The sequence below is a fragment of the Nitrobacter vulgaris genome (genome assembly GCF_031453995.1).
In the GTDB taxonomy this organism is placed as follows: Bacteria; Pseudomonadota; Alphaproteobacteria; order Rhizobiales; family Xanthobacteraceae; genus Nitrobacter; species Nitrobacter vulgaris.
Genome location: NZ_JAVDPZ010000011.1, coordinates 49,391 through 69,337 on the forward strand (window position 1 = coordinate 49,391; position 19,947 = coordinate 69,337).

The following is a 19,947-nucleotide window of genomic DNA, read 5'->3' on the forward strand; positions in this document are numbered from 1 at the left end:
ATCCGATTGAGTGCCTTTCATCGTACGGCTTCCCTCGTCCCTTTGATCCGGGTTCGCATCAAGATGGCCGGCAGAGTCTGACCCAACTGCGTTGAATCAGACTCTGGCCTTAACTTTTTGATTGACATGATCTTATCCGAAAACCGGTTTCCATTTTTCGGGATCATGCTCTAAGGGTCTGCGAACGTCGGAATCGGGATGGACAAATCAGCATACGGAGATGGTCCTGTGAGTGAGCGTATCGTCCCGCTCATCATGTGCGGCGGTGCGGGAACCCGGCTGTGGCCGGCCTCGCGGGAGGGGCGTCCGAAGCAGTTTCTGCCGTTGTTCGGGCCGCGTTCGACGTTTCAGGATACGCTGCGACGGGTGTCCGATCCCTTGCTGTTCGAGCGGCCGATCGTGGTCACCAACGCCGCCTACCGTTTCATGGTGCTTGAACAACTCGCTGAGATGGGGCTTGAAGCGGACATTCTGCTGGAGCCGGCACGGCGCGATTCGGGACCGGCGATCGCCGCGGGGACGATCTTCGCGCAGATGCGTCACAGCGGAGCCGTCGTGCTCGCGCTCGCCGCAGATCATGTTGTCCGCGACACCGAAGCGTTTGTCTCCGCCTGCCGCCAGGGATTAGCTGCCGCCAATGGTGGCCGCATCGTAACCTTCGGCGTTCGGCCGCAGCGGCCGGCGACCGAGTACGGCTATATCAACCCTGGCGCGGCGATTGCGGGCGCGGTGCGAGTGGTAACGACGTTTGTCGAAAAGCCCGATCCGCAAACCGCCGCCGGCTACCTTGAGGCGGGGTATCTCTGGAATAGCGGCAACTTCATGTTCCGCGCAGCGGTTCTTCTGAATGAATATCGCAACGTCGATCCAGACAGCGTCGCCGCGGTGACCGATGCGGTATCCCATGCTGGCCGGGATCTTGGTTTTGTCATGCTCGATCCGGAGGCCTTTTCGAGGGCGCAAGCAATTTCGATCGATTACGCCGTAATGGAAAAGACCGCTCATGCGGCCGTGGTGCCGGTTGATTGCGGCTGGTCAGACGTCGGATCGTGGCATGCGGTTTGGGAGTTGTCGGACAAGGACGGTCAGGGCAATGCGGCGCAGGGGATCGCCGTGTTCGAAGATTCCCGCAACTGCAATGTCGCGACCGATAAAGCACTGGTCGCGCTGGAAGGTGTCGACGATCTCGTTGTGGTAGCGACGCAGGACGCCGTGCTGGTGTCGCGTCAGAAGGACGCCAGCGGGCTGAAACGTCTGGTGGCGAAGTTGAAGGGCCTTGCGCCGCAGGTCACGGAAGAACATCTGCGGGTCCATAGGCCCTGGGGCGCTTACCAGTCGATCGACAGGGGCGAGCGGCATCAGGTCAAGCGCATTACCGTGAAGGCCGGCGACCGGCTGTCGCTGCAAAAACATCATCATCGCTCGGAGCACTGGATCGTGGTGCGCGGTACGGCGAGGGTGACGGTCGATGACGTTGTCAAGATCGTGCACGAGAACGAATCGATCTATATCCCGATTGGAGCCGTCCACCGGCTGGAGAACCCGGGCAAGATTCCCCTGGAGCTGATCGAAGTGCAGACCGGCAGCTATCTTGGCGACGACGATATCGTCCGGATCGAGGATGATTATCGGCGAAACTGAGCTACGGCTCGGGCGCCGAATCGGCTAATCTGTGGACACACTGTGGATACACTGTTGCCCTATCCAAAGGTGTTGTTCTTCGTTCGGCCGGCCACAATGTTATGTAATTCTTTGAATCAAAACGTGTTGGGATTGTTATTCCTCTAATCGCCTCTTTCGTTATGGCGTGCTAGGGAGAACGCGCGGTCGGGTTCGGGGGTGCCTAGGCTGTCGTTTTTTTTGGGGTACCTGATGAGTTCCAAGCCATCTGCACTGAAGCCGTCTGCATTAAAGCCGCCTGCATTGAAAACTGCAGCGTCCGAGCGCTTGCTGCGCGTCGGCGTGATCGGCGCGGGCGTCATGGGCAGCAATCACGGCCGCGTGCTGGCCGGTCTTCCGGGCGTCAGGCTCGTCGGCATTGTTGACCCCTTGCCCGGGCATCGTGCCCGTGCGGCCGAGATGACCGGGTGCCGAACCTTCGGGACATTCGATGAGTTACTCGCCGCCGGCGTCGACGCGGTGACCATCGCTGCGCCGACACATCTTCATTGTGAACTCGCGCTGGCTTGTATCGCGCGCGGCGTTCATGTTCTGGTCGAGAAGCCGATAGCCTCGACGGTCGAGGAGGGATTTAAGATCGTCGCAGCGGCGCACCGTGCTGGTTTGACTCTGATGGTCGGCCATGTCGAGCGCTTCAACCCGGCGGTCGCCGCCATCAAGCAGGCGATTGGCGGTGAGGATATTCTCTCGATCGCGATCACGCGTGTCGGGCCATTTCCGCCGCGCATGTCGAATGTTGGTGTTGTGATCGACCTCGCCGTGCATGACATCGACCTGATCCGCTGGTTTACAGAATCCGAAATCGTCGACGTCCAGCCCCAGCTCTCCTGTGCGGTCGCCGAGCGGGAGGATATCGCGCTGCTTCAGTTCCGGACCGCGTCCGGCGTGCTCGCGCACATCAATACGAACTGGCTGACGCCGTTCAAGGCCCGCAACGTTACGGTCGCAACCCGCGGCAAGTACGTGATGGGTGATCTGCTGACTCGCCAGGTCACGGAATGTTTCGGTTTCCAGCCGGACGGCAGCTACTCCATGCGGCATCTTCCGGTAGGTCATGACGAACCCCTGCGGGCCGAACTGATCGCGTTTGTCGATGCGGTGCGTTCGGGCAAAGCTCCGGCCGTGGGTGGCGCCGAAGGCGTCGCCAGCCTCGCGATCGCGATCAAGTGCCTGCAAGACCAGTCTCCCGTCGCTCCGCCGGTGCAGACAGTGCGCCGCGCTGCCGGCTGATAGCCCAGAGCACAGAATGCAGCAGCATATGCCTTCTCAGGCGATTTCATTCATCGACGTCGCCGAACAGCGCCGTCGCCTGGGTAAACGTATCGATGACGCGATAGCTCGTGTCCTGACGCACTGCCAGTTCATCAACGGTCCGGAGGTCGCACGCCTGGAGGCCGATCTTGCGGCTTTCAGCGGCGCGAAGCATGTGGTGGCCTGCGCGAGTGGCACGGATGCGCTGTTGATGGTGCTGCTGGCGAAGAAAGTCGGCCCTGGCGACGCGGTGATCTGCCCGACATTTACATTCTGCGCGACCGGAGAGGTCGTGGCGCTGCTCGGCGCGACGCCCGTGTTTGTCGATGTTGACGAGACAACCTTCAATATCGACATCGCTTCGCTCAAGAACGGCATCGCCGTCGCGAAACGGCAGGGTCTCAAGCCCCGGGCTATCATCCCCGTCGACCTGTTTGGTCAGCCCGCCGATCATGATGCGATTGCGGCGGTTGCTGCGGCCGAGAATCTGTTCGTTTTGGACGACGCCGCACAAAGTTTTGGCGCGACCTACAAGGGCCGGCGGTTGGGTACGTTCGGCCTTGCGACCGCGACCAGTTTCTTCCCCGCCAAGCCGCTTGGCTGCTATGGCGACGGCGGAGCGATCTTCACCGATGATGCCGAACTGGCCGATACATTGCGCAGCGTTCGCGTCCATGGTCAGGGATCTGACAAGTACGACAACGTGCGGCTGGGTCTCACGGGCCGCATCGATACTGTGCAGGCGGCGGTCTTGATCGAAAAGCTCAAGATATTCCCTGACGAGATTGCGGCGCGGAATGCAGTTGCCAAGCGCTACAATGAAGGGCTCGGGCAGGTTGCGATCGTGCCGCGCGTCGCATCGGATTGCACCTCGGTATGGGCGCAGTACACCATCCGGCTGCCGAATGGGGGCCGTGAGGCGCTGGCATCGACGCTAAAGGCGCAGGGCATTCCGACCGTGGTCTACTATCCGAAGTCGCTGCATCAGCAGACCGCCTACCGGAGTTTCCCGGTCGCCGCCGGTGGCCTTGCCGTCAGCGAAAAGCTGTCGACCGAGGTCATCAGCCTGCCGATGCATCCCTATCTGGATGAATCGACCCAGGACCGAATCATCGAGGCTGTGCGCGCCGCGCTTCCGAACTGATTTCGGCATTTTGCGCCGCAAGGCGATCCTGTAGAAGCGCCGGATGCTTGGACGTATTTTCACCGTCGGCGGATATACGCTGCTCTCGCGGCTGACGGGGTTTGCGCGCGACATCATGCTCGCGGCAATCCTTGGCGCCGGGCCGGTCGCGGATGCGTTCTTCGTGGCGCTGCGATTGCCGAATCATTTCCGGGCGATTTTTGCCGAAGGCGCTTTCAACGCTGCGTTCGTGCCTGCTTACGCGCATGTCTCTGCCAGCGGCCCTGCTGCTGCAAAATTGTTCGCCAGCCGCATCTTCACCCTGCTGTTGCTGTCGCAGGTGATTTTGCTGGTGATCGCATGGCTGTTCATGCCGCAGGTCATCGCATTGCTGGCACCCGGCTTCGCTGATGACCCGATACGCGGCGAGCTCGCCATTTCGCTGACCCGGATCACCTTTCCTTACCTTCTTCTGATCACGCTGGTGACACTGTACGGCGGAATGCTGAACGTCGTGCACCGCTTTGCCAGCGCGGCCGCGGCGCCGATTTTCCTTAATCTGTCGATGATGATGGCGCTGGCGCTCGCGACCTTTTTTCCGAGCGCCGGACACGCGGCGGCCTGGGGCGTGCTGCTCTCGGGTTTCCTGCAATATTTTTTATTGGCGGCCGACGCGGCGTGTCACGGCCTGATGCCGCGGCTGACACGCCCAACGCTCGACGCCGACGTGCGTGGTTTCTTTCGCGCGCTCGGACCTGCAACCGTGGGCTCCATGGGAACGCAACTGGCGATGTTTGCCGATACTATCATTGCCACCTTTCTCCCGGTCGGCGCGCTGTCGGCGCTGTATTATGCCGACCGGCTTAATCAATTGCCGATCGGGGTGATCGGTATCGCCATCGGCACCGTGCTGCTGCCGGAAATGTCGCGGCGGATCACGGGCGGTGATCTTGCAGGTGCAATGGCATCGCAGCGCCGGGCGTTCGATTTCACGTTGCTGTTTTCGGTGCCGTTCGTGGCCGCCTTTCTGGCCGTCCCCGATGTGGTCATGCGGGCGATGTTCGCGCGCGGCGCTTTTTCCGCGGCGGATGCGGCGGCGGCCGGCGCGACGCTTGCAGCCTACGCGGTGGGTCTCATCCCCTTTGTTCTGATCCGCAGCGCGGTCGCCACGTTCTACGCGCGCAAGAATACCGCGACTCCGGTGAAAGCCTCGCTCACCGGGCTCGGAGTCAATCTCGTGCTCAAGGTGGCATTGATGGGCTCGCTGGCGCAGGTCGGTCTGGCGCTCGCCACCGCGGTCGGGGCCTGGATCAATCTTCTGCTCGTGATCGGATTTGCGATGCGGGCAGGATACTTCGAGGTCGATCGGGCGTTGCGAGTCTCGCTCGTCAAATTTCTGATCGCGGGCGCGGTGCTCGCAGCGGCGCTGTGGTTCACCGCGCGCTTCGCCTCTGGACAGTTTGCGGATTGGAGCGCGATGCGCGACGAAGCGGTGCTCGGATTGCTGATGATCGTCGGAGCCCTCGTTTATGCCGGCGCGATTTTGCTGCTGTTCGGTCCGCGCTGGTTGAGGTCGTTGGTGCGGGTCTAGTCTCCGATTCCGACAGTTGCTCGAGCATTGCGCTCGGTATTGTTCCGCTGCAGTATCTCGGTAATCCGGGAACATAGCTGGAGATCCCATGGCTCCCGTAAAGTTCGGCATAGGCCAAAGCGTTCGGCGCCAGGAAGATGATGCCCTTATTCGCGGCAAGGGGCGCTATACCGACGATCACACGCCCTCCGATGCGCTGCACGCGCTGATGCTGCGCTCACCGCATGCTCATGCAACATACAGCATCGACGCCTCGCGCGCTCGGGGCTTGGCGGGGGTTGCCCTGATTCTCACTGCAGCCGATGTCGGCGATCTCGGGGGCTTGCCCTGCCAGTTCAGTTTGCCTGACCAACCCTTCACCGCGCCGCCGTATCCCATTCTGCCGAAGGACGAGGTGCGGCATGTCGGTGATGCCATCGCTTTCGTTGTCGCCGATACGGTCGAGCACGCACGGGACGCGCTTGAGGCGATCGAGGTCGGATGGACGCCGCTTGCCTCGGTTGTTGGCGTCGCCAATTCCGTGAAGGATGGCGCACCTCAGGTCTGGTCCGATCACGTCGGTAACGTTCTGTTCGACGTTTCGCTCGGCGACAAGAAGGCGGCGGATGCAGCCTTCGCCGGGGCGCATGCCGTTGCCGAGATTTCGATCGTCAATCCGCGCGTCGTCACCAACTTTATGGAGACGCGCGCCGCAGTCTGCGAATATGACGCGGGACGCGATCACCTGACGCTGACGGTCGGCAGTCAGGGCAGCCATCGCCTGCGCGAGATCCTTTGCCGGTCCGTGCTGAAGATACCGATGGAAAAGATGCGCGTGATCTGTCCCGATGTCGGCGGCGGATTCGGCACCAAGCTGTTTCCTTATCGCGAATACGCGTTGATCGCGGTCGCCTCGAAAAAACTTCACAGAACAATCAAATGGACGGCAGAGAGGTCGGACCATTTCGTTGGCGACTCGCAGGGGCGCGACAACGTCACGACCGCGCGCATGGCGCTGGCCCACGACGGCAGGTTCCTCGGCATGGACGTCGATCTGATGGGAGATATGGGAGCTTATCTCTCGACCTTCGGTCCGGACATTCCATATAGCGGAGCCGGGATGCTACCGGGCCTCTATGATATCCAGGCGTTTCATTGCCGCGTCCGCGCCGTGTTCACCAACACCGTGCCGGTCGATGCCTATCGAGGCGCGGGCCGGCCCGAGGCAGCCTATGTCGTGGAGCGGTTGGTCGATGCCGCTGCGCGCAAGATCGGAATGACGCCGGACGCGATCCGGCGCAAGAACTTCATTTCACCGGAAGCGATGCCGTACAGGACCGCGACGGGCAAGATCTATGACTCCGGCGATTTCGCGACGCACATGAAGCGCGCGATCGAGATCGCGAAATGGCAGGAATTTCCCAAGCGGGCTGAAGCGGCGAAAAAGCGGGGTTTTGTTCGTGGTATCGGTTTGGCCACCTATGTCGAGGTCTGCGGCACCATGGGACGCGAGCGGGCGGACGTACGGCTTGATGCCAATGGTGACGTCACCGTGTTGATCGGTACGCAATCAACCGGGCAGGGCCACGCCACCGCCTATGCGCAGATCATCGCTGATCAGTTTGGGATACCTCCCGAACGGGTTCACCTGATGCAGGGCGACACCGATGTGGTCGCTACCGGTCTCGGCACCGGAGGGTCGAGTTCGATTCCGTCCGGCGGCGTCAGCGTCGAGCGGGCGACACGCAAGCTCGGCGCGCAGCTCCGCGAGATCGCCTCCGAGGCGCTCGAAACCAGCGCGGCCGACCTCGAGATCAGCGACGGCTCGATCCGTATCGCCGGTACGGACCGCTCCGTCTCCTTAACCGATCTTGCAAAGCGCGCCGATCCATCGAAGCTGACGGCCGACGAGAGTTTCAGCAGCGCCGACGGCACTTACCCGAACGGTACCCATCTCGTCGAAGTCGAGATCGATCCGGCGACCGGAAAGATCGAACTTGTGAATTACGTGGTCGTCGACGATTTCGGCGTGACGTTGAATCCGCTGCTGCTTGCGGGGCAGGTCCATGGCGGCACCATGCAGGGCATCGGCCAGGCGCTGATGGAGCACGCGGTCTATAGTGAGGACGGACAGCTCGTCACCGGTACGTTGATGGATTACGCGCTGCCGCGCGCCGCCGACGGCGTCTCAATCACCTTCGAGACCCACAATGTTCCCTGCGCCACCAATCCTCTCGGGATCAAGGGAGCGGGTGAAGCAGGCGCCATCGGCTCCTGCCCAGCCGTGGTCAATGCCATCATCGATGGCCTGTGGCGGGAGTACGGGATCGACCACATCGACATGCCAACGACGCCCGAGCGAGTCTGGACGGCGATCCAAAACGCTCAGCGGAGCCGGTGAAGACGGTCGAGTCGGAAGCCTACTTGGTGACCTGACCCCGGATTTCGCCGCCAGGATGGGCTGCGGTGTGGACGTTGACATAATACTTGCCGGCAAGGAGATCGGCGGCTTGCGTGTCGGTCAGCGTAGCGCTGCCGTCGGCCGGGCTGGACGTCGCATCGGGGATCGTAACTGCAATGCCCGCATTCTCGCCAGCGGCTGCCGGGCCATGGAAATGGGCGGCCGTCACCGGACCGGTGAGACCCGAATAGGTCAGTTTCCACGTCAGTTTTTTGGACGCGGGATCGTAGTTCGCATCGACCGTTCCGGTGCCCTTGCTGGTATTGGCGGGCACTTCGGATGCGCCGTTCAGGGTTGCTTTCAGTTTTTCAGCGGAGGCTTGACCCGCGAACGTGATAGCAGCGGCGAGGGTGAGGGCAGCGAGAGAAATCCCGGCGGTTTTCATCGTTTTCTCCTCATCGTGTTCAGAGTTGGCGCAAATTCAAACGAGGCTTTCCGCAGTTTGTTCCCGATACCGGCAGCAGCTATTTCGATCCGAACGCCTTGAAAGTAATAATGGTGTGGGTGTCCTGAATGCCGGGAATGACCTGCACCTTTTCGTTGACGAAGTGACCGATATCGGTGTCGTTATCGACATAGAACTTCGCCAGCAGGTCGTAGTCGCCGGCGGTGGAATAAATCTCGGAGGCGATCTCGGCTTCGGCGAGCGTGTTGGCGACGGCATAGGATTGGCCGAGCTTGCACTTGAATTGGACGAAGAAGGGGACCATCGCGTATCTCCGGAAGGACGAAGCTCCAATATAACAATTTCAGGTCGGGAGCACACCGGTCGCGCTTGAGAAAGCACGCCGCGCCTGCGCCTGCTGGCTAACCCTGTTGCCTATCCCTGCCGGTCCGCGCTGATTATGCTGGCGTGATTTGATGGCTTACGTGAGAAGACGATGACAGTCCCTATCGCCTTGACCATCGCTGGCTCCGACTCCAGCGGCGGCGCGGGAATCCAGGCCGACCTCAAGACATTCGCCGCGCTTGGCGTCTATGGAGCGTCCGTCATTACGGCGCTGACTGCGCAGAACACGCAAGGCGTCATGGGAATCCACCACGTTCCGGCCCATTTCGTGACCGCGCAGATCGACGCCGTGTTCAGCGATCTCGATGTCGCAGCCCTTAAGATCGGGATGGTCGCTCACGCCGCCACGATCGATGCCATCGTCGCTGGCCTGTTGCGCTGGGCGCCCGCGCATGTGGTGCTCGATCCAGTGATGGTCGCGACTTCGGGGGCCCGCCTGCTGGAGTTTGATGCGGTTGAGGCATTACGGAGAACACTTGCTCCGCGAGCGCAACTGATGACGCCAAACCTCCCGGAGGCCGCAATGCTGCTCGACGAACCCGTTGCTGAGAGTGAAAGCGATATCGTGCGGCAGGGCCAGCGGTTGCTGGAGCTAGGCTGTGCTGCGGTCTTGATCAAAGGCGGGCACATGCATGGTCCCGAAAGCGTCGACTATCTTGTCACCCGCCAAGGAACGCTTCAGTTTGCCGCTCCGCGTGCCACCACGAAAAATACCCACGGAACTGGCTGTTCGCTGTCGTCGGCTATCGCTGCAGGTCTGGCCAAAGGCGACGGCATGGAAACCGCCGTGCGCAAAGCGAAAGATTACATCACGGCGGCGATCGCAGCCGCCGACCGGCTAAACGTCGGTCGCGGCCATGGACCTGTTCATCATTTTCACGGGTTCGATCGCGGCTGATGGTGTCGCCGTCGGATTGTGTCTGTCATTGCTCTGTCATGACGGCATGGTAGCTGCGCTACCATGGGCAGCGACGCGATGAATGAAGGCAATCCAGATCGCCGTTTCCGGGCTCTGTTCATCTCCGACGTCCATCTGGGTGCGGGCGGCTCTCAGGCCGGCCAGTTGCTGGATTTCCTCAAGTATCACGATGCCGAGACGATTTATCTCGTCGGCGATATCATCGATGGCTGGGCGCTGAAGTCGAGCTGGTACTGGCCGCAATCGCATAACGACCTCGTCCAGAAAATGCTGCGCAAGGCGCGCAAAGGCGCGACAGTTATTTACGTGCCCGGCAACCACGACGAATTCCTTCGGTCCTATTACGGAACGCATTTCGGTGGCATCGAGGTCGTCGAGAACGCGATCCATAATGGCGCTGACGGGCGGAGCTATCTCGTTATCCATGGCGATATCTTCGACCTGGTGGTTCAGAACGCACGGTGGCTCGCCCACCTCGGCGACAAAGCCTACGACTTCGCCATCCGGGCCAATCGTATCGTCAACGCGTTCCGCCGTTCGTTCGGATTCCCGTACTGGTCGCTATCGAAATGGGCGAAATTCAAGGTCAAGAACGCAGTGAACTACATCGGCGCGTTCGAGCAGACGCTGGCCGGCGAGGCGCGTCGTCACGGCGCCGACGGCGTGATCTGCGGCCATATTCACCACGCCACGATCCGCAACGAGCAGGGCATTTGCTACATGAACTGCGGCGACTGGGTGGAGAGTTGCACCGCGCTTGCCGAACATGAGGACGGTCGATTTGAGATCATCACATGGGCCGATCCGTTGCGCCATTCGCCGTCTGTGGTACCTATAAGCGCGCGTGCGGCGTAGATGCGTATACTGATCGCTACCGACGCCTGGCATCCGCAAATCAATGGCGTCGTGCGGACACTGACGATGACTGCCGCCGCCGCCAGGCCGTTTGGCGTCGATATCCGCTTCCTGACCCCGGAGTCGTTCCGGACTGTTGCGCTGCCGGGTTATCCTGGAATTCGCGTCGCACTGCCCGAGCCGACCAGGATCGCCGCGCTGATCGCAGAGGCCAATCCCGACAGCATTCACATCGCGACCGAGGGGCCGATCGGCCTTTTGGTGCGTCGCTATTGTCGCAAGCATGCAAGGCCGTTCACGACGAGCTTCCATACCCGTTTTCCGGATTACATTTCGGCGCGGGCGCCGATCCCCGAAGCCTGGATATGGGCCGCGCTACGCTGGTTTCATAGTGCCAGCCGAGCGGTCATGGCAGCAACCCCAGCGCTTGCGGACGAGTTGCGCCACCGTGGCTTCCGCAATGTGGTGCTGTGGCCGCGGGGTGTCGACGTCGGCTTGTTTCATCCGCGGGAGACCGATCTCCGCCTGCCGCGCCCGATTTTTCTGTCGGTCGGACGCATTGCGGTCGAGAAAAATCTCGATGCGTTTCTCAGCCTCGATCTACCCGGCACCAAGGTTGTCGTCGGCGATGGACCGGCTCGCGCAACGCTCGAGCGGACCTATCCGGACGCGGTCTTTCTCGGCGCGCAAGCAGGCGAACAACTGGCAGCAACATATGCCGCCGCCGACGTCTTCGTGTTCCCGAGCCGCACCGATACGTTCGGCCTCGTTCTTCTCGAAGCGCTAGCGAGCGGCGTTCCGGTCGCGGCCTTCCCTGCGGCCGGCCCGCGCGATGTCATCGGTGATACTCCCGTCGGCGTCCTCGACGAGGATTTACGATCGGCGTCCCTGGCGGCGCTGAAAATCGCGCCCGAGGCCTGCCTTGAGTTTGCCGCCAGCCGGACATGGGAGAAGTCAGCCCGCGCTTTCGTCACCAATATAGTTGAGGCTTGCGCAGCTGAGACGAGAACGGCAAGTTCTCACATCGCCAACCCGCGTTTCGTCGCCTGACAAAAGCTGCAATGGGAGACGGATGGTCAGGAAAAGAACGCGATCTTTTCTGCTTGAGTCATGCGCCTGAACGGAGCCATCGGATCGGAACGCGGCGTGATTCGCGGGACGATTCCGCTCTCCAGCAGCGAGACGCCGAGTGAAGGTGGCGCGGCAATATCGGGTGTTGACTCGGGCTCGGGATCAATACGCGCGTCAGAGCGGTTTGCGATCGGCTCGGCAACTGGCGCTAGCTCGATGGTTTCCGGCCTGTCAATATTAGCATGGTCCGTCGCGGGTTCTTCGAAATCAGGCGCTGCCATTTCGAGCGCGATCATGTCGAGCACGGCGTCGTCGTGCGCTATGTCCTGTTCACTCACTTCGGCGGTGGGTTCGCGTTCGATATGGTTTGCCGTCGTCGCTCCATCGGCGGCTGCGACCGGCGTGTCGCCCGCAGTAGTGGTGGCGGCTTCTGGCTCAACGACAGCAGCTTCCGCCATTGCCTGCTCGTGAGATGCTGCTTCTTCGGGTAGGGTGACGGCTTCGTCGCTCGTCGTCGGGGATGCGGTTTTGAGTGGGGACGGAGAAGCCTTCGAGGTCGGCGAGTCCCACAACCCGTCGAGTGTTGCCTCGATCAGGCTGAACGCTGAATGCAGCACTGCCACGTCGTCTCTGGCGGCAAGCTGTGAATGAGCTTTCTCGATCGCGCCGGCCTGCGACTCGAGGATATCGCAAATACGGCTGTCCCCGCCGATCTCGCGCCAACGCCACGAGATTTCACGAATGATGCGTACGCCATTCTGAATCGGGACGAGTGCATCGTTTATGATCCGCTTGTCGAATGCCGCCATTGTGGCGGTTCTGGCTTCAACGAGACTTCTCCTGATCGCGGCGAGCGCGTTGGGCAATGTGTCGGCGGGCGCTGCCTGTTGTTGAGTCGCGATAGTTTGCTCGATGCGCGCAACGGCATCGAGCACCATCGCAGTGTCGGCGCTGCGGTTGCGCTTGGCGTACTCGGCAAGAAACCACCGGCCTCTCGACGTCTCCATAAAGGCTTCGCGAATGGCGTCGAAGTCGGTCTCGCTGAGAGGCGCAGCGCTGGCGGAAATCGGCGACAGGGCAAAAGCTTCATCGGCCATGGCAAACTCGTCGCGTAAATCATTGCGCGTTGCTGTAACGATCAACACGATTCAGCCCGAATCGCAATTGAATTGACGCGATCCGAATCAGAAATCCCCCATTCGCCGCGTTCTGGAGGGCAGGTGGTTTGCGTTTGCCCGTGAGCTTGCCGCGCACCATCCCTAAGAACGTTCCGTGAGAGCCGGCGGGATCAGCCCCAGAGCTCCGCGTTTGGCGGATAGACCGTGCTGCCGTCGTAGCGAAGACCGTTGTCACGGTCGTCAGCCAGCAACAGCGGACCATCGAGGTCGACGAAGCGGGCTTGCTGCGCGATCAGCATGGCGGGCGCCATCGACAGCGAAGTTGCGACCATGCACCCGATCATGATTTCGAAACGCAACGCGCGGGCCGCATCTGCCATGGTCAGCGCTTCGGTCAGACCGCCGGTCTTATCGAGCTTGATATTGATGGCGTCGTAGCGTTCCCGAAGGCCGTCGAGCGATGCCCGGTCATGAACGCTTTCATCGGCGCAGACAGCAATGGGTCTGCGAATGCGTGCCAGCGCGTCGTCGCTCCCTGCGGGGAGGGGTTGCTCGACGAGCGTGACGCCGGCGGCCTCGCAAGCCGCCAGGTTCCGCTCGAGATTATGAAGCGTCCATGCTTCGTTGGCGTCGACGATCAGTTCCGATTCGCGCGCTTGTTTGCGCACAGCGGCTATGCGCTGGGGATCGCCGTCGCCACCAAGTTTGATCTTGAGGAGGGGCCGATGCGCGGCTTTGGCGGTCGCTGCCGCCATCGCCTCAGGCGAGCCGAGTGAGATTGTGTAGGCCGTGGAGCGAGGAGAGGGCGCCGAACGATCCAGTAACGTCCATATCCGCCGGCCGCTGCATTTAGCCTCGAGATCCCAGAGCGCGCAGTCCAGTGCGTTCCGCGCCGCGCCAGCTGGCATGGCGGACGCGAGTGATTGGCGATCCAGGCCTGCTGCGAGAGGCTTCTGCATCCCAAGGATGGCAGCGAGAACCCCTTCCGGTGTCTCCCCATAACGAGCGTATGGAACGCATTCCCCGCGTCCGGTGTGGCCACTCCGGCTGATTTCGGCGACGACCACGACGGCTTCGGTCTTGGCGCCGCGGCTGATCGTGAAACTCCCGGCGATCGGCCAGCGTTCGATGCGGCACCGAAGCGTGATTGCGTCGTTCGACAATATTTCCAATTGGCAGGTCCGAATGCACCGCAAGCCGGTCACGTTGGGAGGGATAAATCCGCGAGCCAGCGACCCCATGTTGACGTTCCGCTTCATGTCGGCAGAGACCACTGCGCGGAACCAATGTTGGTCGACGATCCCACACTGAACACGGTTGCGCAAGGCGACCGGTCTGGCGCTGGCTAAACGTTGGCGGCAACGCACGGCCCCCGCGCTGTCGGCTGGCCTTCTAAAGGGACGGAAGGAGCATGCTGTGTAGCGCGATCTTGTGCCCGCTGCGGTCCCTTGAATTGAAAGGGCTGCGATATTCCGGGGGCGATCTGGTCTTCGTCGGTATCAAAAGCCAAGAAACGGAGGTTTAAGCCTCCGTTTTTCAGCCGGTGAAGCGCTATGCGAGCCGTCCCGCCGCATGCGCGAGCAAGGTATAGACCAACCCGGTCTCGGATGTCAGATGGTCGCTTATCACCGAGGGTTCTCGCTCGTCGCGTGCGACCTCATCCAGCAGCCGTTCAAATTCGGCAATGTAGCGATCCGCCGTCTGTTTGAAAGTGCGGTCCGTACGGTATTTGCGGGCCACCTCGTCAAAGGCCTTTTGACCTCCTGGCGTGTAGAGCCGCTTAGTGAAGGCCTTGCGTTCGCCACGCTGATAGCGGTCCCACATCTCGCCGACAAGCTTGCGGTCCATCAGGCGGCCGATATCGAGCGACAGTGAATCCAGAGGATTTACAGGCGCAGCCGGCGGCGCTGGTCGTCCGCGTGGAATGTCGCCGCTTCCGGTATCGGCGCGGTTCAGCAAATCCGAAAGCCAACCGTCACCCTCATCGTCAGCGCCTGGCGGTTTGGCTGGCTGATCGGTGCGGCGAGTTGACTGAATGCCAAGGTCCGGCGTCGGCAGGTTCGATGCACTGCCGTTGTCACGCATACGTGCCGCAGGGCGTGCCGTTGCCGCGCTCCGACCGGCAGCGGCCGCCATCACCGGCTCTTCCTCGCGCTGCGAACTGCCGCTGCTGACGACGTCGAACCCATGGCCATGGCGTGCGACGATCCGGTTGAGTTCGGCAAGCGCTTCGATCTGATCCACAATCACTTTGCGCATCTGAGCGGTGCTCTCCGCCGCCTCCTGTGGCATCTCGAGCACGCCGCGACGAAGCTCGCCGCGCGTCGCCTCCAGTTCGGAATGCATCTCGGCCGACATCTGCTTCATGCTCTGCACCAACGCGGCGAACCGGTCGGCGGACTGCCTGAGCATCGATTCAGCTTCCTGGCTCGCCTTCTTGCAAATCTCGCTCATCGATTCTGACGTCAGCCGGCGTTCTTCCTCGGCCGTAGCCCGAACGGCCTCAAACTGACGGTTGATCGCGGCAGATCCCGCGCCGGCGGTTTCGGCCACCACCCGCGCGATATCGCGGGCGCGCTCTTCGGCGGCGGCGAGCGATTCATCGAGCAAGCTCGTAAAACGCGTCAGCCGTTGGTCGAAGTCGGTCGTCCGCAAGTCGATTGTTGTCACGAGTGATTCCAGCGCCGACTTACGCTCCTCGACGGAGGAGGTGGCGCTTCGGTTGCTCTGTTCGACTCGCGCTGTAGCTTCGACCAAAATTTTTCCATGATTCTCAAACTCGGCGGACAAGCCGCCAAGATCATCGAGAGCCTTCGAGGTTTTGGTGTTGAACAACGTCAATTGATCTTCAAGTGTCTGAGTCGCGAGGCCGCTCTGCGAGGTGACATCCCTCATCGTAGTGACGAAATCGGCGACGCGTGTGACGAGCGTGCGCTCCAGCGAATTGAGATTTTCGTGCGCTCCGGTGAGGACCTCCTGAAGAAGAATATTGCCCTCGCGCAGCCGCTCAAACAGCGCAACTGTATCCGTGCGCAATATCTTGCTGGTCTCCTGCATCTCGGTGACGGCCGCGATGGATGCTTGCCGGGACTGATCGATGGCGGAGTGGGATGCCTCCTCGAGATCCTTCAATGATTTGCTGACCGCGGCCGTTGCTAGCTCACCCGCGTTGGTGATTGTGCGGACCACGTCAGAGCCATTCGCCGCGATCGATTGCGAGAATGCCTGGCCTCTGGCTTCGATCGACTTGAGGGCGTCGCCGGTAACGCGGCCGATATCGGAGTTGAGTTGATCGGCCTTGCTCCCGAGAGCTTCGATCAAAGATCCCCGTTTGGTGTCGAGAACCTGTGAGAGACGATCCGTCTGCTGCTGAACGTAATTGACGATCTCGTCCGTTTTACCGGTGATCATCGCGCCGAAGCCGCCGCTGGCCGAGAAGATCAAGCGCTCGGCGTCGGTCGAGGCCGACTTGACCTTCATGCTGACTTCGTTCGACGCCGAGACAAGGGCGGTTTGCGCATTTTGCGCACTCGCCTGAATTATCTCGGTGGTATTTGCCGCGGCTGCGTGGAGGGTGCGTTCGATATCCGATGAGATCACTTTGATCTGATTGGCAGAGTCGGCGGAAGCGGTGGTCAGCGTGCTCTGGGCCTGACGTGCGCTGCCGAGAAGCGCGGCGGCGGTCTCAGCGCCTACCGTCGTCAACGTCTGTTCGATCTCGTTCGTCAGCGATTTGACCTGGCTTACGGTATCGGCCGAAGTGGTGGTGAGGGTGTTATGGGCTTCGCGTGCGCTGTTGAGAATGGCGGCGGCGGTATCGGCGCTTACTGTCGTCAATGTCCGCTCGATGTCGCTTGCGAGCGATTTGACCTGGCTTGCGGTATCGGCCGACGTGGTGGTGAGAGTGCTCTGGGCTTCGCGCGCGCTGTTGAGTATGGCGGCGGCGGTGCCGGCGCTCACTGTCGTCAATGTCTGCTCGATGTCGCTTGCAAGCAACTTGACCTGACTTACGGCCTCTGCCGAGGTGGTGGTGAGAGTGCTCTGGGCTTCGCGTGCGCTGTTGAGTATGGCGGCGGCGGTATCAACGCTCGCTGCTGTCAATGTTCGCTCAATGTCGCTTCCGAGCGATTTGACCTGATTTGCGGCGTCGGCCGAAGCGTTGACGAGTGTGGTCTGGGCCTCCCTCGCACTCGACAGGACAGTGTTCGCGGTCGACGTGCCGGTGGCGGACAGCATGCGCTCAACGTCGGACCCGACAGTCGTGAGCGTGCGTTCGATATCGCTCGCGAGCGATTTCACTTGATTTGCGGCGTCCGATGACGCGGCGACCAGCGTGGTCTGCGCCGCGCGCGCGCCGGCGAGAACCGAATCTGCCGTGTTGGCGCCAGCGGCAGTCAGCGTCCGCTCGATATCGGCTGACAGGGATTTCGCCTGACTTGCAGTCTCTGCGGATGAGTTGATCAGCGTCGTCTGCGCCTCGCGGGCGCTGTTGAGGATGGAGCTGGCAGCCGCCGTTCCGGCTGTGGTCAAGGCGCGCTCGACCTCCGTCGACGTCAGCTGAAGCTGGGCACCCACATCGGTTGAAATCGAAAGCAGGGACTGTTTAGCAGAGCGAGCACCCGTCTGAATGGTTTCGCTTGTGTTGACGACCAGATTGGTCAGCGAGCGTTCCGCATCCTCGACATGGGACTTGATACCGAGCGACAGCTCTTCGGCGCGTGCCAACAGTGTGTCGCTGGCCTCGCGCCCGCTCAATTCGAAGCGGCCTGCCACAGCTTCAATTCGCGATCCGAGCAGATCCTCGAACTGCGCGACCCGTGTGTCGATCGCGGTTGCGACAAAGCCCACACGTTCGTCGAGACCTTGATGGATTTCCTGGAACCGAGCTGTGATCGTATCCGCGAGGTAAGCGCTACGGTCGTCGATGGCTTCGGTCACCCCTGAGATGCGTCCTTCAAGGGCCACAACGGCCTGCGTCGCGCCTTCAGCCAGCGATGTTGTAAGGAGGGAGAGACGACTCTCGATCGAGCCGATCGCATGAGCGGTGCCATCGGATAGCGACGAGGTGAGGGTGCCGAGCCGGCTGTCGATTGTCTCCGTGACTGATTTTGCACGCGTATCGAAGATTTGCTCCAGTGTTTTCAGGCGGCCGTTGACCGATTCGTCGAACGACTTGATTTTAGCGTCAAACGAAGCATCGAGATTGGTGACGCGCGACTGGAGCGAGGTTTCGAATCTTGCCAGATGCTGATCCAGCGCGGCGCTGATCTCGCCTCCATTGGAAGTCAGTCGTGTATCGAAGGTATCGACATAGTTCTTCATACTCTGTGCGATATCTTCGGTGCGCTGGCCAAGGCGATCGACGATCTCAGCGCCGAACGTCTTCACCGTGCGATCAAACTCCGAGATGTGGCGAGTGATCAGGGCGCCGAGCGTGCCGCTGTCGCGCGCGAATTTCTCTGCGAGTTCGGAGCCTTGGTCTTTCACCAGTTGATCGAACGCGTTCATCTGAAGGCTAAGCGTATCGTGCGCGGTTTCGGTTTGAGTGACAACGTTGGCCACCAGTGTATTGACTGTGACGTCGAGTGCTTCGCTCGCCTTGTCACCGCACGATAGAATCCGGCTTGCCAGCCGGTTGCCGGCCTCGTCGATCTTGCTGGCAAGGTCGCCGCCGCGAAGCTCGAGCTCCACCAGCAGGGAATCGCTGGAATTTTTCAGAGCGTCGTGGACTTGTTCGGTACGGTCCGAAATGCCCTCGACGATGGATGCCGATTTTTGCTCGAAGTCGCCCGTAATCCGGTCGATCCGATCGTTCAGCATGTCGTGGACGCGGTCGGCCAGATCGACGAATTCATCGTGGACGTGACCGGTCTTGAAATTAAGGCTGCTGGTCAAGCGCTCGCTGGCGTCGAGAACGGCGCGTGCGGTCTGGGCGCTGGCTTCCTCAAGGCGGTCGAGCAAGTCGCCGCCCCGTTCGCCGAGCGCAAAAATCATGTTGTCTCCGGCATTACTAAGAGCCGTTGTGATGTGCTCGCCGCGCTCTTCCAACGTACCGGTGATGCCCTTTGCGACTTCGTCGACGCGCGAGGCGATGGCATCACTGATCAGCGCGATGTCATGCCGCAGGTCTATCTGGACACCCGAGATCGCACTGCGGACCTGCTCGGCCTGGCCGACGAGGTTGTCCCGCTGATGCGCGATATCCTGAAGCAAAGCGCGAATCCGCACCTCGTTATCAGAATAGGCACGTTCCAGCGCGGCGACCTCGTTGGCGACCAAAGCTTCCAGTTCGCCGGCTCGGGCGATGGCACGCTCGACGCCGTCGCCCATCGCGGCGACTTCGCGCCGGATCGCCTGCCCCACGGTTACCACTGAATCGCTGGCCAAGCCTTCCGGCTCGGAGAATCGGATCGCCACCTGGGCCATCGACTGAGCGATCATGCGCAATTCCTGTCCGCGCCACGCCATATTGGCCAAAAAGTAGAACAGCAGCACAGGGGCGAAAAACACGGCAATCAGACCGGTGAGGGCGAGCGTGCCGCCGCTACCCTGACCAAGGGCCGCCTGAAGCGACGGCAAAAAGCTGATCGTCAGAAGACCGGCGCCGAGAATCCAGATACCGGCGAACAGCGTCGCCAGCGTATAGATGTTGCGGGAAGGACCGCTCTTTTGGAGCGACTGAAGGATCTGTCCGATCGTTTCACGGTCGTCGTTGGCAGGGCGTCGCGTGAAGTGCGGTCCTTCTGCGGCTTCAGGAATCGGTCGATCTGCACGGATGCCGGGCCACTCCTCGCCATGGCCAGCGGGTGGGACCGGCGGGACGACATCGTGACGGGTCACAGCCTGATCAAGGTCTGCTGCGGATGCCTCACCTATGCTCAGCGCCTCCTGTATGGCGGAGAGAGCGACCTCTGTCGGATCTTTGATCTTCTTGGGATTGTTCGCCATCTCAGTCCACGCCCTCGTGTTACGCAAACCGCAAGTTCGCGTCGCCGCTGCAAGTCCGGTCGCCGACCCGAGCCCCAAGCCGGTCCCAGGCGCGGCAATCGCCACCGCCCGTTGTCGGTCACTTCCCCCCAACATCCTATTGGCTTGGCGTCTCGAATGAA

13 protein-coding genes are annotated in these 19,947 nt (G+C 61.3%); 8 read left to right on the forward strand and 5 right to left on the reverse strand.

What is annotated here, in order from left to right:
• Window positions 1-228 precede the first annotated feature (228 nt).
• The 5 genes from GGQ85_RS09025 (at window position 229) to GGQ85_RS09045 (ending at window position 8,025) form a co-directional block, all read left to right on the forward strand.
• Window positions 229-1,641, forward strand: a complete 1,413-nt coding sequence (locus GGQ85_RS09025; protein ID WP_309774205.1) for a mannose-1-phosphate guanylyltransferase/mannose-6-phosphate isomerase — start codon at window positions 229-231, stop codon at window positions 1,639-1,641.
• Between the two features lie 231 nt (window positions 1,642-1,872).
• Window positions 1,873-2,910, forward strand: coding sequence for a Gfo/Idh/MocA family protein (locus tag GGQ85_RS09030; RefSeq protein WP_244553435.1), 1,038 nt, complete (start codon window positions 1,873-1,875; stop codon window positions 2,908-2,910).
• Between the two features lie 16 nt (window positions 2,911-2,926).
• Window positions 2,927-4,075, forward strand: a complete 1,149-nt coding sequence (locus tag GGQ85_RS09035) for a DegT/DnrJ/EryC1/StrS family aminotransferase (RefSeq protein ID WP_309774207.1) — start codon at window positions 2,927-2,929, stop codon at window positions 4,073-4,075.
• Between the two features lie 43 nt (window positions 4,076-4,118).
• On the forward strand, window positions 4,119-5,645 hold the full coding sequence (murJ, locus tag GGQ85_RS09040; protein ID WP_309774209.1) for a murein biosynthesis integral membrane protein MurJ: 1,527 nt from the start codon (window positions 4,119-4,121) through the stop codon (window positions 5,643-5,645).
• Window positions 5,646-5,733: 88 nt separating this feature from the next.
• Window positions 5,734-8,025 carry a xanthine dehydrogenase family protein molybdopterin-binding subunit gene (locus tag GGQ85_RS09045; RefSeq protein WP_309774210.1) on the forward strand — a complete coding sequence of 764 codons (2,292 nt, stop codon included), beginning with the start codon at window positions 5,734-5,736 and terminating at the stop codon, window positions 8,023-8,025.
• A 19-nt stretch (window positions 8,026-8,044) separates the two neighbouring features.
• Here GGQ85_RS09045 and GGQ85_RS09050 read toward each other — a convergent pair whose 3' ends face one another.
• Together GGQ85_RS09050 and GGQ85_RS09055 are read right to left on the reverse strand one after the other, a co-directional pair.
• Window positions 8,045-8,470, reverse strand: a complete 426-nt coding sequence (locus GGQ85_RS09050; RefSeq protein WP_309774211.1) for a CHRD domain-containing protein — start codon at window positions 8,468-8,470, stop codon at window positions 8,045-8,047.
• Window positions 8,471-8,549: 79 nt separating this feature from the next.
• Window positions 8,550-8,795, reverse strand: a complete 246-nt coding sequence (locus GGQ85_RS09055; RefSeq protein WP_079446133.1) for an Lrp/AsnC ligand binding domain-containing protein — start codon at window positions 8,793-8,795, stop codon at window positions 8,550-8,552.
• Between the two features lie 171 nt (window positions 8,796-8,966).
• Between GGQ85_RS09055 and thiD the strand changes: the two genes are divergently transcribed.
• The 3 genes from thiD (at window position 8,967) to GGQ85_RS09070 (ending at window position 11,699) form a co-directional block, all read left to right on the forward strand.
• Entirely contained in the window at window positions 8,967-9,773 is an 807-nt protein-coding gene (thiD, locus tag GGQ85_RS09060) for a bifunctional hydroxymethylpyrimidine kinase/phosphomethylpyrimidine kinase (RefSeq protein ID WP_079446134.1), read from the forward strand.
• A gap of 78 nt (window positions 9,774-9,851) precedes the next feature.
• Complete coding sequence (locus tag GGQ85_RS09065) at window positions 9,852-10,649, forward strand: UDP-2,3-diacylglucosamine diphosphatase (RefSeq protein WP_079446187.1); 798 nt, start codon at window positions 9,852-9,854, stop codon at window positions 10,647-10,649.
• Window positions 10,650-11,699, forward strand: a complete 1,050-nt coding sequence (locus GGQ85_RS09070; protein ID WP_309774213.1) for a glycosyltransferase family 4 protein — start codon at window positions 10,650-10,652, stop codon at window positions 11,697-11,699.
• A gap of 26 nt (window positions 11,700-11,725) precedes the next feature.
• Here the strand turns inward: GGQ85_RS09070 and GGQ85_RS09075 are convergent, their stop codons facing one another.
• The 3 genes from GGQ85_RS09075 to GGQ85_RS09085 form a co-directional block, all read right to left on the reverse strand.
• The gene (locus tag GGQ85_RS09075) at window positions 11,726-12,817 is read right to left on the reverse strand and encodes a hypothetical protein (RefSeq protein ID WP_309774214.1); all 1,092 of its coding nucleotides are present in this window, start codon (window positions 12,815-12,817) and stop codon (window positions 11,726-11,728) included.
• A gap of 191 nt (window positions 12,818-13,008) precedes the next feature.
• Window positions 13,009-14,004 carry an N-acetyl-D-Glu racemase DgcA gene (gene dgcA / locus GGQ85_RS09080; RefSeq protein WP_079446189.1) on the reverse strand — a complete coding sequence of 332 codons (996 nt, stop codon included), beginning with the start codon at window positions 14,002-14,004 and terminating at the stop codon, window positions 13,009-13,011.
• 385 nt (window positions 14,005-14,389) lie between these two features.
• Complete coding sequence (locus GGQ85_RS09085) at window positions 14,390-19,786, reverse strand: apolipoprotein A-IV repeat region-like domain-containing protein (RefSeq protein WP_309774216.1); 5,397 nt, start codon at window positions 19,784-19,786, stop codon at window positions 14,390-14,392.
• Window positions 19,787-19,947 lie beyond the last annotated feature (161 nt).